General features: G+C 67.6%; 14 protein-coding genes. 13 read left to right on the forward strand and 1 reads right to left on the reverse strand.

Annotated features, from left to right (window positions below; all coding sequences use genetic code 11):
- The first annotated feature begins 30 nt into the window (after positions 1–30).
- The 9 genes from ITJ62_RS07035 to ITJ62_RS07075 all read left to right on the forward strand — a co-directional run bounded on the left by ITJ62_RS07035 (position 31) and on the right by ITJ62_RS07075 (position 9,837).
- The gene (locus ITJ62_RS07035) at positions 31–546 is read left to right on the forward strand and encodes a cell division protein SepF (protein ID WP_194600509.1); all 516 of its coding nucleotides are present in this window, start codon (positions 31–33) and stop codon (positions 544–546) included.
- Positions 547–553: 7 nt separating this feature from the next.
- Entirely contained in the window at positions 554–850 is a 297-nt protein-coding gene (locus ITJ62_RS07040) for a YggT family protein (protein ID WP_064296991.1), read from the forward strand.
- A 174-nt stretch (positions 851–1,024) separates the two neighbouring features.
- Positions 1,025–1,666: a DivIVA domain-containing protein gene (locus tag ITJ62_RS07045; RefSeq protein WP_079706011.1), complete on the forward strand. Its 642-nt coding sequence runs from the start codon at positions 1,025–1,027 to the stop codon at positions 1,664–1,666.
- A gap of 13 nt (positions 1,667–1,679) precedes the next feature.
- The gene (gene lspA, locus ITJ62_RS07050; RefSeq protein WP_194600511.1) at positions 1,680–2,306 is read left to right on the forward strand and encodes a signal peptidase II; all 627 of its coding nucleotides are present in this window, start codon (positions 1,680–1,682) and stop codon (positions 2,304–2,306) included.
- Positions 2,303–3,226 (forward strand): RluA family pseudouridine synthase, encoded by a 924-nt coding sequence (locus ITJ62_RS07055; RefSeq protein ID WP_159878867.1) that lies wholly within the window; start codon positions 2,303–2,305, stop codon positions 3,224–3,226. Before lspA ends, ITJ62_RS07055 begins: the two co-directional genes overlap by 4 nt.
- Before the next feature lie 191 nt (positions 3,227–3,417).
- Positions 3,418–6,882: a DNA polymerase III subunit alpha gene (dnaE, locus tag ITJ62_RS07060; protein WP_199862116.1), complete on the forward strand. Its 3,465-nt coding sequence runs from the start codon at positions 3,418–3,420 to the stop codon at positions 6,880–6,882.
- Positions 6,883–6,943: 61 nt separating this feature from the next.
- Positions 6,944–8,314: a histidinol dehydrogenase gene (gene hisD / locus ITJ62_RS07065; RefSeq protein WP_194600513.1), complete on the forward strand. Its 1,371-nt coding sequence runs from the start codon at positions 6,944–6,946 to the stop codon at positions 8,312–8,314.
- Complete coding sequence (gene nrdR, locus ITJ62_RS07070; RefSeq protein ID WP_064296987.1) at positions 8,314–8,796, forward strand: transcriptional regulator NrdR; 483 nt, start codon at positions 8,314–8,316, stop codon at positions 8,794–8,796. The genes hisD and nrdR overlap by 1 nt, the downstream gene beginning before the upstream one ends.
- 3 nt (positions 8,797–8,799) lie before the next feature.
- Positions 8,800–9,837 carry a quinone-dependent dihydroorotate dehydrogenase gene (locus tag ITJ62_RS07075; RefSeq protein WP_194600515.1) on the forward strand — a complete coding sequence of 346 codons (1,038 nt, stop codon included), beginning with the start codon at positions 8,800–8,802 and terminating at the stop codon, positions 9,835–9,837.
- A gap of 69 nt (positions 9,838–9,906) precedes the next feature.
- Here ITJ62_RS07075 and ITJ62_RS07080 read toward each other — a convergent pair whose 3' ends face one another.
- Entirely contained in the window at positions 9,907–10,506 is a 600-nt protein-coding gene (locus tag ITJ62_RS07080) for a DUF3043 domain-containing protein (protein WP_064296985.1), read from the reverse strand.
- Between the two features lie 43 nt (positions 10,507–10,549).
- Between ITJ62_RS07080 and ITJ62_RS07085 the strand changes: the two genes are divergently transcribed.
- The 4 genes from ITJ62_RS07085 to ctaD all read left to right on the forward strand — a co-directional run bounded on the left by ITJ62_RS07085 (position 10,550) and on the right by ctaD (position 15,256).
- Entirely contained in the window at positions 10,550–11,995 is a 1,446-nt protein-coding gene (locus ITJ62_RS07085; RefSeq protein WP_079706004.1) for a dipeptidase, read from the forward strand.
- 106 nt (positions 11,996–12,101) lie between these two features.
- Complete coding sequence (gene erpA, locus ITJ62_RS07090; protein WP_064296983.1) at positions 12,102–12,467, forward strand: iron-sulfur cluster insertion protein ErpA; 366 nt, start codon at positions 12,102–12,104, stop codon at positions 12,465–12,467.
- A 162-nt stretch (positions 12,468–12,629) separates the two neighbouring features.
- Positions 12,630–13,532: a cytochrome c oxidase subunit II gene (coxB, locus tag ITJ62_RS07095; protein ID WP_079706003.1), complete on the forward strand. Its 903-nt coding sequence runs from the start codon at positions 12,630–12,632 to the stop codon at positions 13,530–13,532.
- Positions 13,529–15,256 (forward strand): cytochrome c oxidase subunit I, encoded by a 1,728-nt coding sequence (ctaD, locus tag ITJ62_RS07100; protein ID WP_064296981.1) that lies wholly within the window; start codon positions 13,529–13,531, stop codon positions 15,254–15,256. Before coxB ends, ctaD begins: the two co-directional genes overlap by 4 nt.
- The last annotated feature ends 2 nt before the right edge of the window (positions 15,257–15,258 follow it).

A 15,258-nucleotide genomic window follows, 5' to 3' on the forward strand; every position in this document is an offset into this window, starting at 1 on the left:
GTGCAAGGACCGCAGATCACGGAGGAAACGATGTCGAACCCACTGAAGAAGACCATGGTGTACCTCGGGCTCGCCGACGATGATCTCGAGTACGAGCAGCAGCACGCTGCCCAGGCCGAGCCCACGCAGCAGGCCGAGCCTCGCCGGGCAGAACGTCCCGAGCGCACAGAGCGGGTCGAGCGCGTCGAGAAGGCCGCTCCCGTGACCCCGCTGCGCAAGCCGGTCCCGGTCCGCCAGCCGGTCGCCCCGAGCTCGGACCTCAACGAGATCCTCACGGTGCACCCCAAGCAGTACCGCGACGCTCAGATCATCGCCGAGAGCTTCCGTGACGGTGTCCCGGTCATCATCAACCTCTCCCAGATGAGCGACGGCGACGCCCGACGCCTCATCGACTTCGCCAGTGGCCTCTCGCAGGGCCTCTACGGGAAGATCGAGCGAGTGACGAGCAAGGTCTTCCTGCTCTCGCCCGAGCACGTCGCCGTTTCCGGCGATAACGGGCAGGGCGCACCGGAAGCGACCGAGGCTACCTTCTTCGCTCAGTCATAATCGAGGGGTGGCTTCTCTCATCTCCGTGATCGGCACGATCCTCTATCTCGCGCTGCTCCTGTACTTCTTCGTCCTCTGGGCGCGGTTCATCCTCGACCTGGCTCGGGTCCTCCGCCCGCAGTGGCGACCGTCGGGCGTCGGCCTGGTCCTCGCCGAGCTCAGTTTCACGGTCACCGACCCACCGATCCGGTTCTTCCGCCGCGTCCTGCCGCGCGTCGCGGTCGGTCCCGTCGCGCTCGACTTCGGTTGGACGCTGACGATGCTGTGCTGCATCATCGCGATGACGCTCGTCCAGCTCCTTTAGCCGCCGACGTCGGTGCCCGCGCAGGGTTCACGACGATTGTGCGGCTACGATAGAACGCCCGTCACCTGACGGGAAGCTCCGACGCTGACAACATGTCTCACCCACTGGGTCAGACTTTGCTAGCGTGGGGGCGTTGTACACAGATTTTCGATTCGACAGTGAAGGTGGTTCGCTATGGCGCTCACTCCCGAAGACGTGGTCCAGAAGCGGTTTCAGCAGACCAAGTTCCGCGAAGGCTACGACCAGGACGAGGTGGACGACTTCCTCGACGAGGTCGTCGTCGAACTGCGTCGCCTCATCCAGGAGAAGGACGAGGTCCAGCAGAAGCTGACCGCGGCCGAGGCCAAGGTCGCCGAGCTGCAGAAGGGCGGCTCCTCCGCTCCCGCCGCGCTCGCAAAGGCTGAGCCCGCTCCCGCACCGGCTCCGGTCGTCGCACCCGCAGCGGCTCCTGCCGCCGAGTCGACCGACAACACGGCCGAGAGCTCCAACAACCTCCTGCAGCTGGCCCGCCGCCTGCACGACGAGCACGTCGCAGAGGGCGCTCAGCGTCGCGACGCACTCATCGCCGAAGGTCACGCGACCGCGGCACGTGTCGTCGCCGAGGCCGAGGCCAAGCAGCGCGCACAGATGCAGATCCTCGAGCAGGAGCGCTCCGTGCTGGAGCACAAGATCGACGAGCTGCGCAACTTCGAGCGTGAGTACCGCTCGCAGCTCCGCGGCTACATCGAGGGTCAGCTGAAGGACCTCGACGCCTCGTCGTCGAGTTCCGCACCCGATGCGAAGTCCGGCGTGACCGCCGACAGCGCAGCGGTCTAGCGCAGACACCCGGTTGTCTCCCGCATCACCGTCGAAGGCCAGCGCCAGGACTCTTGCAGTCCTGGCGCTGGTTGCCGTCGTGGCCTATTCGGCCGATCAGTTCACGAAGTTCCTCGTCACCACCAACCTGACGGTCGGTGAGTCCGTCCCCGTCTTCGGACAAGCGCTGGTCCTGTACTTCGTCAAGAACTCGGGTGCCGCCTTCTCGCTGGGGGCCGGCTACACCTGGATCTTCTCGATCCTCGCCGCGGTCGTCGTGGTCGTCATCGTCTGGTTCGCGCGCCGCATCCGTTCGCGTGCGTGGGCGATCGTCTTCGGTCTGCTCCTCGGCGGCGTGCTCGGTAACCTGACCGACCGCCTCTTCCGAGAGCCGTCCTTCGGCCTCGGCCACGTCGTCGACTTCATCTCGACGCCCTGGATGCTCCCCGCGATCTACAACGTGGCCGACATCTGCATCGTGGTCAGCATGGCGCTGTTCATCCTCCTGACGCTCTTCGGTGTCAACCTCGACGGCACGCGCACGACGCGAGCGAGTGAACGGGCCGCCCAGGAGGCGGAGGACCGCGAGGCTGCAGCCGACGCGGCCACCCTCGATCCTGCGGAGCCTGGCGACGCGAGCCCGGACGCAGGTCGCCCGTGAACGAGTCCCGCAGCCTGTACGTCCCCGACGGACTCGACGGCGAGCGCGTCGACGCCGGACTCGCCAAGCTCCTGGGCTTCTCGCGCAGCTACGCAGCCGAGGTGGCCTTGGCCGGCGGTGTCACCATGAACGGGAAGTCGGTCGACAAGTCCGATCGCCTGCTCGGCGGCGCCTGGCTCGAGATCGAATGGACGCCTCGACGGGAGGCCGTGATCGTCCCGATCGCCGTCCCCGACCTCGGCATCGTCCACGACGACGACGAGATCGTCGTCGTCGACAAGCCCGCGGGCGTCGCGGCGCATCCCTCGGTCGGTTGGGAGGGCCCGACGGTGCTCGGTGCCCTCGCGGCGGCGGGCTTCCGCATCTCGACCTCGGGAGCCGCCGAGCGCGCGGGCATCGTCCATCGGCTGGACGCCGGGACGAGCGGCCTCATGGTCGTCGCGAAGACCGAGCGGGCCTACACCTGGCTCAAGCGGGCCTTCCACGACCGCGAGGTCGAGAAGATCTACCGTGCGGTCGTGCAGGGGCATCCCGATCCACTCGCCGGCACCATCGACGGACCGATCGGCCGCCATCCGCGTCACGACTGGCGGTTCGCCGTGACCGCCGACGGCAAGCCGTCGATCACGCACTACGAGACGCTCGAGGCGTTCCCGTACGCCTCGCTGCTCGAGGTGCACCTGGAGACCGGCCGCACCCACCAGATCCGCGTGCACATGGCGGCCCAGCGGCACCCCTGCGTCGGTGACACGATGTACGGAGCAGACGCTGCGCTCTCAGCGCGGTTGGGGCTCACCCGCCAGTGGCTCCACGCCACGAAGCTCGGGTTCGCCCACCCGGCCACGGGGGAGTTCGTGCGGTTCGAGGCTGCCTATCCGGCGGACCTCCAGCACGCCCTGTCCGTGCTCGAACTCGACTGAGCCGACGCCAAGCCCTCCCGTCGCCATCCGTGACGACGTCGCAGGAGCCGACCGTCAGCGGTGACGGTTAGGCTGGATCACAGACCACCTCGGCGTCCGCGCCGAACCCCACAGCACGATCCCCGGAGGCGCCGTCCGTGCCCACGTCCACCGATTCGTTCGTCCATCTGCACGTCCACAGCGAGTATTCGATGCTCGACGGAGCAGCCCGCGTGAAGCCGCTCATCCAGGCCGCGGTCGAGCAGGGCATGCCCGCCGTCGCCGTGACCGACCACGGCAACATGTTCGGTGCCTTCGACTTCTGGCGCACGGCGACCGATGCCGGAATCAAGCCGATCATCGGGACCGAGGCGTACATCACCCCGGGGACCGCGCGCGGTGACCGGACGCGGATCAAGTGGGGCGACGGCGGGGGAGATGACGTCTCCGGCGCCGGCGCATACACGCACATGACCTTGCTCTCGGAGACGACAGAGGGGATGCACAACCTCTTCCGGCTCTCGTCGAAGGCGTCGATCGAGGGGTACTACTTCAAGCCGCGCATGGACCGGGAGATCCTGAGCCAGTACAGCGCCGGCCTCATCGCGACGACCGGCTGCCCGAGCGGCGAGGTGCAGACGAGACTCCGTCTCGGCCAGTACGACGAGGCGGTCAAGGCCGCTGCGGACTTCCGCGACATCTTCGGCGCGGAGAACTACTTCTGCGAGATCATGGACCACGGGCTCGGGATCGAGCGCCGGATCATGGCCGACCTCATCAGGCTGTCGAAAGACCTCGGTCTCCCGCTCCTCGCGACGAACGACCTCCACTACACGCACGCCGCGGACGCCAAAGCGCACGCCGCCCTCCTCTGCGTGCAGTCCGGTTCCACGCTCAACGACCCGAACCGCTTCAAGTTCGACGCCGACGAGTTCTACCTGAAGTCCGCGGACGAGATGCGCCGGCTGTTCCGCGAGTACCCCGAGGCGTGCGACAACACCCTCGCGATCGCCGAGCGATGCGACGTCGCCTTCGACACCTCGGCCAACTACATGCCGCGCTTCCCCGTGCCGGAGGGGGAGAACGAGGAGAGCTGGTTCATCAAAGAGGTCGAGACCGGGCTGAACCTGCGGTACCCGAACGGGATCCCCGCCGACGTCCGCGAGCGCGCGAACTACGAGACGCGCGTCATCGTGCAGATGGGCTTCCCCGGGTACTTCCTCGTCGTCGCCGACTTCATCCAGTGGTCGAAGCGCAACGGCATCCGCGTCGGGCCCGGTCGTGGTTCCGGAGCGGGTTCCATGGCGGCGTACGCGATGCAGATCACCGATCTCGACCCACTCCGCCACGGGCTCATCTTCGAGCGGTTCCTCAACCCCGACCGCGTCTCGATGCCCGACTTCGACGTCGACTTCGACGACCGCCGCCGCGGCGAGGTCATCAAGTACGTCACCGAGAAGTACGGCGACGAGCGCGTCGCGCAGATCGTCACGTACGGCACCATCAAGGCCAAGCAGGCGCTCAAGGACTCGTCGCGCGTCCTCGGCTTCCCGTTCGGCATGGGCGACAAGCTGACGAAGGCCATGCCGCCGGCGGTCATGGGCAAGGACATCCCGCTCGAGGGCATCCTCGACACCAAGCACCCGCGGTACAAGGAGGCGGTCGACCTCCGCGGCATACTCGACACCGATCCGGAGGCGCGGACCGTCTTCGAGACCGCGCTCGGCATCGAGAACCTGAAGCGCCAGTGGGGTGTCCACGCGGCCGGCGTGATCATGTCGAGCGACCCGCTCATCGACATCATCCCGATCATGAAGCGCGAGCAGGACGGCCAGATCGTCACGCAGTTCGACTACCCGGCGTGCGAGTCCCTCGGATTGATCAAGATGGACTTCCTCGGGTTGCGCAACCTGACGATCATCAACGACGCCCTCGACAACATCAAGAGCAACCGCGACATCGAGCTCGTCCTCGAAGACCTCGAACTCGACGACCGCGGTGCGTACGAACTCCTGTCCCGAGGCGACACCCTCGGGGTGTTCCAGCTCGACGGCGGACCGATGCGCGCGCTGCTGCGCCTCATGAAGCCCGACAACTTCGAGGACATCTCGGCGCTGATCGCCCTGTACCGGCCCGGGCCGATGGGCGCGAACTCGCACACGAACTACGCGCTGCGGAAGAACGGCCTGCAGGAGATCACCCCGATCCATCCGCAGCTCGAGGAACCGCTCTCCGAGATCCTGTCGACGAGCTACGGCCTCATCATCTACCAGGAGCAGGTGATGGCGATCGCGCAGAAGGTCGCCGGCTTCTCCCTCGGGCAGGCCGACATCCTCCGTCGTGCGATGGGTAAGAAGAAGAAGTCCGAACTGGACAAGCAGTTCGAGGGCTTCTCCGGCGGCATGGTCGCGAACGGCTTCTCGATGGAGGCCGTCAACAAGCTGTGGGAGATCCTCCTCCCGTTCTCGGACTACGCGTTCAACAAAGCGCACTCCGCCGCCTACGGGGTCATCTCCTACTGGACGGCGTACCTCAAGGCGCACTACCCGGCCGAGTACATGGCCGGTCTGCTGACGAGTGTCGGCGACTCCAAGGACAAGATGGCGCTCTACCTCAACGAGTGCCGCCGCATGGGGATCCAGGTCCTGCCGCCCGACGTCAACGAGTCCATCGGGTTCTTCGCCGCAGTCGGGGAGGACATCCGGTTCGGTCTGGGAGCCGTCCGCAACGTCGGTTCGAACGTCGTGGAGCTCATCCGGCAGGCACGCGAGCGCGAGGGCCGGTTCACCTCCTTCCACGACTTCCTCCGCAAGGTGCCGCTGCCGGTGGCGAACAAGCGGACCATCGAGTCGCTCATCAAGGCCGGCGCGTTCGACTCCATGGGCGACAGCAGACGTGCGCTCTACGAGATCCACGAGGACGCCGTCGACTCCGTCGTGAAGGACAAGCGTGCCGAGGCGTCCGGGAGCATCGGCTTCGACTTCGACAGCCTGTTCGCCGAGGTCGGCGAGGTTCCGCTCGCGAGCGTCCCCGCGCGTCCCGACTGGAGCAAGCGCGACAAACTCAACTTCGAACGGGAGATGCTGGGGCTGTACGTCTCGGACCACCCGCTGGCCGGACTCGAGATCGAGTTGGCGAAGCACGCCACCACGACCATCACCGACCTCATGACCTCCGAGGGCATGGACGGCGAGACCGTCGTGATCTCGGGGCTCGTCACGAGTGTCCAGCACCGGATCGCCAAGGCCTCCGGCAACCAGTACGGGATGATCCAGGTCGAGGACTTCGGCGGCGAGATGACCGCCATGTTCATGGGCAAGGCGTATCAGGAGTTCGCCTCCGAACTCGTCGGCGACTCGATCGTGGTGGTCCGCGGACGGGTCAGTGTCCGAGACGACGGGATGAACCTCCACGCGTACAGCATCTTCTCGCCCGAACTGCCCGAGGCCGGTGCCGACCGCATGCTCCAGCTGTCGATGGCGGACGCCCGGGCGACGACCGAGACCGTGACCACGCTCAGCGACGTGCTGACGCGGCACGCGGGATCGACCGAGGTGCGGTTGAAGCTCGTCCGAGGCGAGATCGCGCGGGTGTTCGAGCTACCCCATCGCGTCAGCCTCTCGTCCGGACTCTTCGGCGAGCTGAAGTCCCTGCTCGGCCCGAACTGTCTCGGCTGACCTCGCTCGGGCGCGGGCGGCAGCCGGGACGGACCGCTGCGGACGATAGGCTGTGACGGCCATGATCACCACCATTGACCTCAGGGGAGTGCGGCCGAGCCGCACCGAGCTCCTGGACATGCTGCCCCGTCCCGTCGTCGACATCACCGCGGCAGCGCATGCCGCTCAGGCGCTGATCGATGATGTCCGATCGGAGGGTTCCGAGGCGCTTCTGACGCAGGCGGACCGGTTCGACGGGGGACGACCTGAGCGGATCCGCGTCCCACAGGCCGAGATCGACGCGGCCGTCACGGCACTCGAGCCCGCCGTGCGCGCCGCGCTCGTGGAGGCCATCGACCGCGTCCGGACCGCCACCAGAGCGCAGGTCCCGCCGGAGCGCACGACCGAGCTCGGCGACGGCGCGACCGTCGTGCAGCGCTGGGCACCGGTCGGTCGTGTCGGCCTCTACGTCCCGGGCGGGAAGGCCGTCTACCCGTCGAGTGTCGTCATGAACGTCGTGCCGGCCCAGGAGGCCGGCGTCGGCTCCGTGGCGCTCGCTTCGCCCCCGCAGCGCGAGTTCGGCGGCCGTGTCCACCCGACGATCCTCGGCGCCGCCGGGCTGCTCGGGGTGACCGAGGTCTACGCCATGGGCGGCGCCGGAGCGATCGGTGCGTTCGCCTACGGGGTACCCGACCTCGCCCTCGACCCGGTGGACGTCGTGACCGGCCCGGGCAACATCTTCGTGGCGGCCGCCAAGCGCCTCGTGAAAGGGCAGGTGGGGATCGACGCCGAAGCCGGGACCACCGAGATCCTGGTCATCGCGGACGCCGGCGCCGATGCCCGGCTCGTCGCAGCCGACCTCGTCAGCCAGGCGGAACACGACGAGGCGGCGGCATCGCTGCTCGTCACCGACAGCGCGGCGCTCGCGACCGCGGTGGAGGAGTGGCTGCAGCGGTACGCCGCGGGCACCCGTCACGGAGCGCGCGTCGTCGAGGCCCTGGGCGGGCCGCAGTCGGCGATCGTGCTCGTGGACGACCTCGAGGCGGCCGTGGCGTTCAGCAACGCGTACGGGCCCGAGCACCTCGAGGTGCAGACCCGCGACCCCGAGCCGCTCCTCGGCGCCATCACGAACGCCGGCGCGATCTTCCTCGGTGACCACACCCCGGTGAGCCTCGGAGACTATCTGGCCGGGTCGAACCACGTCCTCCCGACGGGCGGCCAGGCACGGTTCTCCTCGGGCCTCGGAGCGTTCACCTTCCTCCGGCCGCAGCAGGTCGTCCGGTACGACGAACCGGCGCTCCGTCAGGTCTCGGCCCACATCGTCGCCCTCTCGGGCTCGGAGGACCTGCCGGCGCACGGCGAGGCGGTGACGGCCCGCTTCGGGCTCGTCGATGCCGAGATCCGTGCGGCGGACGACACCACCGCCCCCACCACCCCCGAGGGAGCCCGCTGATGTACTGCCCGTTCTGCCGCCACCCGGATTCCCGGGTGATCGACTCACGCACCAGCGACGACGGACTCGCCATCCGCCGACGCCGGCAGTGCCCCGAGTGCGGGAGGCGCTTCAGCACCATGGAGACCTCGAGTCTCGGCGTGATCAAGCGTTCGGGCGTGGTGGAGCCCTTCAGCCGGGAAAAGGTCGTGAGCGGTGTCCGCAAGGCCTGCCAGGGTCGCCCGGTGACGGACTCCGACCTCGCCGTCCTGGCTCAGCGGGTGGAGGAGTCCATCCGGGCCACCGGCGCGTCGCAGATCGACGCGAACGACATCGGTCTGGCGATCCTCGCACCGCTGCGGGAGCTGGACGAGGTCGCGTACCTCCGCTTTGCCAGTGTGTACCAGGCATTCGAATCGCTCGACGACTTCGAGTCCGCGATCGCGCTGCTCCGCGTCGAGCACGCTTCGGGCGCCGCCCCCGTCCCGTCCGAGGAGCTCTGAGCCGTGTACCGCCTCCTCTTCTCCCAGGTGCTGTCCAAGCTCGATCCCGAACGCGCACACCACCTGGCCTTCGACGTCATCCGCGCGCTTCCCGCGACCGGCCTCGGCCCCGCCATCAGGCGCTGGACGCTGCCGCGACTCGACCAGTCGGTGGAGACGCTGGGGCTGCGGTTCGAGACCCCGTTCGGTGTCGCCGCCGGCTTCGACAAGGACGGCAAGGGCGTCCTCGGCCTCGGACTGCTCGGGTTCGGCCATGTCGAGGTGGGCACGATCACGGCGATCCCGCAGCCAGGTAATCCCAAGCCCCGACTGTTCCGACTCATCGCCGATCGGGCGGTCGTCAACCGCATGGGCTTCAACAACGGGGGAGCCGACCAGGCCAGGCGTCGGCTCGAACGGACCGCGCGGGTGAGCCGCCGACCCGTCCTCGGCGTGAACATCGGCAAGAGCCGTGTCGTGGACGTCGCCGACGCCACGGCCGACTACGTCCGGAGCGCGACGCTCCTCGCGCCCGTGGCCGACTACCTCGTGGTCAACGTCAGCTCGCCGAACACCCCTGGGCTCCGCGGCCTCCAGGAGCTCGACCAGCTCGCGCCGCTGCTCGAGGCCGTCCGCGGCGCCGCCGGTTCGACGCCGTTGCTCGTCAAGATCGCACCCGACCTCAGCGATGCGGAGGTCGACCGCATCGCAGAGCTGGTCGTGGAACTCGGCCTGGACGGCGTCATCGCGACGAACACGACCATCTCGCGCGACGGACTGACCACCGATCCCGCCATCGTCGAGGCGGCCGGGGCCGGTGGACTGTCCGGAGCACCGCTGGCCGCCCGCTCGCTCGTCGTCCTGCGGCGCATCCGGGCCATCGTGCCCCCGGAGTTGTGCGTCATCTCGGTCGGGGGCGTCGACACCGCCGAAGACGTCCAGGAGCGCTTGGACGCAGGAGCAACCCTCGTGCAGGGCTACACGGCGTTCCTCTACCGCGGGCCGCTCTGGGCGAGGCACATCAATCGCGGGCTCGACCGGCTGGCCCGAACCGGCCGCTGAGCGGCACCACGCGCTGTCGACGACGAACGCCCGCCGGTCCGGGACCGGCGGGCGTTCGTGGTTCGGGGACTACTTGTTGGGGAACTGGCCGCGCTTGACCTGCGGCTTCGGCAGACGGAGCGGGCGCAGCTGCAGCGCTCGCATGGCGGCGTACCAGCGCACGCCGCGCTCGTCCTGCCCGAACTTCGCCCGCAGCGCCTTCCGGACGCGGAAGCCGAGGAAGAAGCAGTCGGCGATCGCGATGATGAAGAACACCCAGAGGGTGAGCATGCCGTAGACCTGGATCTCCGGCACCGGCATGAAGGTGAGGATGATCACGAGGAACATCACCGGGATCATGAACTCACCGATGTTGAACCGGGCGTCGACGTAGTCGCGGACGAACTTCTTCTGCGGGCCGCGCTCGCGTGCCGGGAGGAACTTGTCGTCGCCGGCGGCCATGCCGGCCTGCGCCCGCCGCCGTGCCTCGGCCTGCTGCGCCTTCGCCGCCTTCGAGGCCTCCTTGCGGTCGGAGGGGACGAGTGGACGCTTGTTCTGCGCCTCGCGTTCCGCCCGGGACGGGGTCGGTCGACCCTTCGCCTCCTTGGCGCCGCGGGCGAGGCGCTCAGCCGTCTGCGCTGCGGTCTCGACGATCGGCTCTGATGCCGGGGTGCTCTGCTGTTTGGCCACGATGGAACGTCCTTGATTCGGGGATTCCCTTAAGATTACTCGCATGACGACAGGTACCACGACGGAATCGACCCAAGACCCACGCAACGACCAGGAAGTCCTCGATCGGCTGCGCGAATCCGTCGCCGGTGCGTTGCCGTCGTCGATCGCCGATCTGTCGGCGCTCGTCCGCATCCCCTCGGTGTCGTGGTCGGCGTTCGACGCGGCCGAGGTGGCGCGGAGTGCCGAGGCGGTCGCGGAGCTCGCCCGCGGTCTCGGTGTCTTCGACGAGGTCTCGGTGCGCCGGTCCGCCATCGACGGCGGAGCGGAGCTCGGACAGCCCGCCGTGCTGGCCCGCCGCGAACCACGGAACGGCCGACCGACCGTGCTGCTCTACGCGCACCACGACGTCCAGCCCCCCGGAAGCGACGACAAGTGGGACTCGCCGCCGTTCGAGCCGACCGTCCGCGACGGCCGCATCTACGGACGGGGCGCGGCTGACGACAAGGCCGGCGTCATGTCCCACATCGCCGCGATCCGAGCCGTCACCGAGGTCCTCGGCTCCGACCTCGACCTCGGTATCGTGCTGTTCATCGAGGGCGAGGAGGAGTTCGGCTCGCGGTCCTTCGGTTCCTTCCTGGAGGAGCACCGCGACACCCTCGCTGCGGACGTGATCGTCGTCGCCGACAGCGACAACTGGGACGAGCGGACGCCGGCGCTGACGATCGGTCTGCGCGGCAACGTCACGTTCCGGCTGCGCGTGAAGACCCTCGACCACGCCTCCCACTCAGGGATGCTCGGGGGAGCGGTGCCGGACGCGATGCTGGCCACGGTCACCCTGCTCGCGACCCTGTGGGACGCGGACGGTTCGGTGGCGGTCGACGGACTCACCTCGCACGACGCCGTCACCCCGGAGTTCGACGAGGCGCAGCTCCGCGCCGAGTCCGGACTGTCCGAAGGCGTCTCGCCCATCGGCCGCGGCTCCATCCTCAGCCGGATCTGGTCGCAGCCCGCGATCACCGTCACGGGCATCGACGCACCGTCGGTGGCCAACGCCTCGAACACGCTCATCCCGGAGGTGTCGGTGCGCATCAGTGCGCGGATCGCCCCCGGGCAGGATCCGGCCGAGGCCTACCGTGCACTCGAGGCCCACCTCCTCGCCAACAGCCCGTTCGGCGCACAGCTGACGATCGACGAGGTCGACCAGGGGAGCCCGTTCCTCGTGGACACGAGCGGTTGGGCCGTCGCCGAGGCGAAGCGCGCCATGGCCGACGCCTGGGAGGTCGAGCCAGTGGAGACGGGTGTCGGCGGATCGATCCCGTTCATCGCCGACCTCGTCCGGGTCTTCCCGGACGCCCAGATCCTCGTCACCGGTGTCGAAGACCCGCACTCGCGTGCCCACAGCCCGAACGAGTCGCTGCACCTCGGGGTCTTCCAGAAGGCGATCCTCACGGAGGCGGTGCTCCTCGCCCGCCTGGCGGCCGCACCCCGCCCGTCCTCCGACGCGTAGTCGGCGCCGGACGCGCCGCCGGAACCACGGGGTGCGTCCGGCGCGGCAGGCGGTAGAATCTCACACAGGCGTCGACCCGGCGCCGCCAGACCTCGCGAGGAGCATCATGAGCGACACCATCCTGACCGAGACCAAGATCGACGCGGCTCACGGCGTCGGCCTGTCCGACACGGCGGCGCAGAAGGTCAAGAGCCTCCTCGAGCAGGAGGGTCGCGACGACCTCCGTCTCCGCGTGGCCGTCCAGCCGGGTGGGTGCTCGGGCCTCATCTACCAGCTGTACTTCGACGAGCGCATGCTCGACGGCGACGCCACGGTCGACTTCGACGGTGTCGAGGTGATCGTCGACAAGATGAGCGTCCCCTACCTCGACGGCGCCAAGATCGACTTCGAGGACACCATCCAGAAGCAGGGGTTCACCATCGACAACCCCAATGCCGAGGGCAGCTGCGCCTGCGGCGACAGCTTCCACTGAGCCAGATTCTTCCTGAAGGGGAAATTACCCGGTCGCGGATGGTTTCCCCTTCGTCATTCCGGTCACGATCCCGCACCGCGGACGCGAATGGTCCGGCGTTCACCGCCCATCCCCACTAGACTGGGGGGCGATCCACAGGTGTGTATTCGAAAGGTTTCAGAGGTGCGCTCGACTCGTCGTCTCAGATGGGCTGCCATTCCGGTCGCAGCCACACTCGCCATAGTCCTGGCGGGTTGTACGCAGGCGGAACTGCATGGTTACCTGCCGGGATTCGTCGAGGGCGAATCTCCCGTCACGAACCACACGGACCGCATCGCGGGCCTGTGGGTGACGGCATGGCTGGTGCTGCTCGCAGTCGGTGTCATCACGTGGGGGCTCATCATCTGGGCCGTCATCGTGTACCGACGCCGCAAGGGGCAGACCGGTCTCCCGGTCCAGCTGCGGTACAACATGCCGATCGAGATCTTCTACACGATCGTCCCGCTCATCCTGGTCCTCGGCTTCTTCGCCTTCACGGCACGCGACCAGAACGCGATCGAGACCCAGTACGAGGATCCCGACGTGGCCATCGAGGTCTTCGCCAAGCAGTGGGCGTGGGACTTCGTGTACGACGAGGCCGTCAACGGCCAGGACGTCTGGACCGCAGGCGTGCAGGCCGATGAGAAGCCCGGTGGCGTCATCGACCAGGACGCACTCCCCACGCTCTACCTGCCCGTCGGCAAGACGGTGAAGATCGCGCTGCAGTCGCGCGACGTCATCCACTCCTTCTGGGTCATCGACTTCCTCTACAAGAAGGACATGATCCCGGGCAAGACGAACTACATGTCCTTCACCCCTGAGCGCGAGGGCACGTACGCCGGCAAGTGCGCCGAGCTCTGTGGCGAGTACCACTCGCTCATGCTCTTCAACGTGAAGGTCGTCTCGCAGGCCGAGTACGACAAGCACCTCGAAGACCTGGCCGAGTCGGGCAACATCGGCGACTACGGCACGGAATACGATCGCAACAGCAACCTCCCCGGCACCAAGGCGCCGGCAGGTCTCGAAGAGCACGGAGACGGGGAATGACCTCCACCACGCTTCCCGCAGGCCAGGCGAGCGTCGTCGGACGCACCTCGGTCGAGCGCAAGGGCAACATCCTGGTCAAGTGGATCACCTCCACCGACCACAAGACCATCGGGTACATGTACCTGATCGCCTCGTTCATCTTCTTCTGCCTCGGCGGTGTGATGGCGCTCATCATCCGCGCCCAGCTCTTCGAGCCCGGCGGCACGATCGTGGAGACGAAGGAGCAGTACAACCAGCTCTTCACGATGCACGGCACGATCATGCTCCTCATGTTCGCGACGCCGCTCTTCGCCGGGTTCGCGAACGCGCTCATGCCGCTGCAGATCGGTGCACCGGACGTCGCCTTCCCACGTCTGAACGCCTTCGCGTTCTGGCTCTACGCCTTCGGTAGCCTCATCGCCGTCGGTGGCTTCCTCACCCCGCAGGGTGCCGCCGCCTTCGGCTGGTTCGCCTATGCGCCACTGTCGAGTACGACGTTCTCGCCAGGGCTCGGAGGCAATCTCTGGGTCCTCGGACTGGCGCTCAGCGGCTTCGGCACCATCCTCGGTGGCGTCAACTTCATCACCACGATCATCACGATGCGCGCCCCCGGCATGACGATGTTCCGCATGCCGATCTTCACGTGGAACGTCCTCGTGACGTCCATCCTCGTCCTGATGGCGTTCCCGGTGCTCGCCGCGGCCCTCTTCGGCCTCGCGGCGGACCGCGTGTTCGACGCCCACATCTACGACGCGGCCAACGGCGGGGTCATCCTGTGGCAGCACCTGTTCTGGTTCTTCGGGCACCCCGAGGTCTACATCATCGCGCTGCCGTTCTTCGGCATCGTGTCCGAGATCTTCCCGGTGTTCAGCCGCAAGCCGATCTTCGGCTACAAGACCCTGATCTACGCGACGATCGCGATCGCGGCCCTCTCCGTGACGGTGTGGGCACACCACATGTACGTCACCGGATCGGTGCTCCTGCCGTTCTTCGCCCTCATGACGATGCTCATCGCGGTTCCGACCGGCGTGAAGATCTTCAACTGGCTGGGCACGATGTGGCGCGGTTCGGTCACCTTCGAGACCCCGATGCTCTGGTCGATCGGCTTCCTGATCACCTTCGTCTTCGGTGGACTCACCGGTGTCATCCTCGCTTCGCCGCCGCTCGACTTCCACGTCTCCGACTCCTACTTCGTCGTGGCGCACTTCCACTACGTCGTGTTCGGCACGGTCGTGTTCGCCATGTTCGCCGGCTTCTACTTCTGGTGGCCGAAGTGGACGGGCAAGATGCTCAACGAGAAGCTCGGCTACTGGCACTTCTGGCTGCTCTTCATCGGCTTCCACACGACGTTCCTCATCCAGCACTGGTTGGGCGTCATCGGGTTCCCGCGCCGCTACGCGACGTACTCGCCCGAGGATGGCTTCACCTGGATGAACCAGCTGTCGACCGTGGGTTCGTTCATCCTCGCCATCTCGCTGCTGCCCTTCTTCCTGAACGTGTACATCACGATCCGGAAGGCTCCTCGAGTCACCGAGGACGACCCGTGGGGTTACGGTGGATCGCTCGAGTGGGCGACCAGCTCGCCCCCGCCGCGTCACAACTTCGTCTCCATCCCGCGCATCCGCTCGGAGCGCCCGGCCTTCGACCTCCATCACCCCGAGGTCGGTATCCCGGTCGGCGTCGGTCCCGCGAAGGACGCGCCTGACGCACCCACGCTCGACATCGACGCCGGAAAGGTGAAGTAGCC

It is taken from the genome of Plantibacter sp. VKM Ac-2876 (assembly GCF_015350715.1).
Classification (GTDB): Bacteria; Actinomycetota; Actinomycetes; order Actinomycetales; family Microbacteriaceae; genus Plantibacter; species Plantibacter auratus.

Excerpts from the sequence above, each read along its gene's own strand:
- ITJ62_RS07035 (WP_194600509.1), top strand. The coding sequence starts at position 31 with ATGTCGAACCCACTGAAGAAGACCATGGTGTACCTCGGGCTCGCCGAC.
- ITJ62_RS07045 (WP_079706011.1), top strand. The coding sequence starts at position 1,025 with ATGGCGCTCACTCCCGAAGACGTGGTCCAGAAGCGGTTTCAGCAGACC.
- dnaE (WP_199862116.1), top strand. The coding sequence starts at position 3,418 with ATGCTCGACGGAGCAGCCCGCGTGAAGCCGCTCATCCAGGCCGCGGTC.
- hisD (WP_194600513.1), top strand. The coding sequence starts at position 6,944 with ATGATCACCACCATTGACCTCAGGGGAGTGCGGCCGAGCCGCACCGAG.
- nrdR (WP_064296987.1), top strand. The coding sequence starts at position 8,314 with ATGTACTGCCCGTTCTGCCGCCACCCGGATTCCCGGGTGATCGACTCA.
- ITJ62_RS07085 (WP_079706004.1), top strand. The coding sequence starts at position 10,550 with ATGACGACAGGTACCACGACGGAATCGACCCAAGACCCACGCAACGAC.
- erpA (WP_064296983.1), top strand. The coding sequence starts at position 12,102 with ATGAGCGACACCATCCTGACCGAGACCAAGATCGACGCGGCTCACGGC.
- ctaD (WP_064296981.1), top strand. The coding sequence starts at position 13,529 with ATGACCTCCACCACGCTTCCCGCAGGCCAGGCGAGCGTCGTCGGACGC.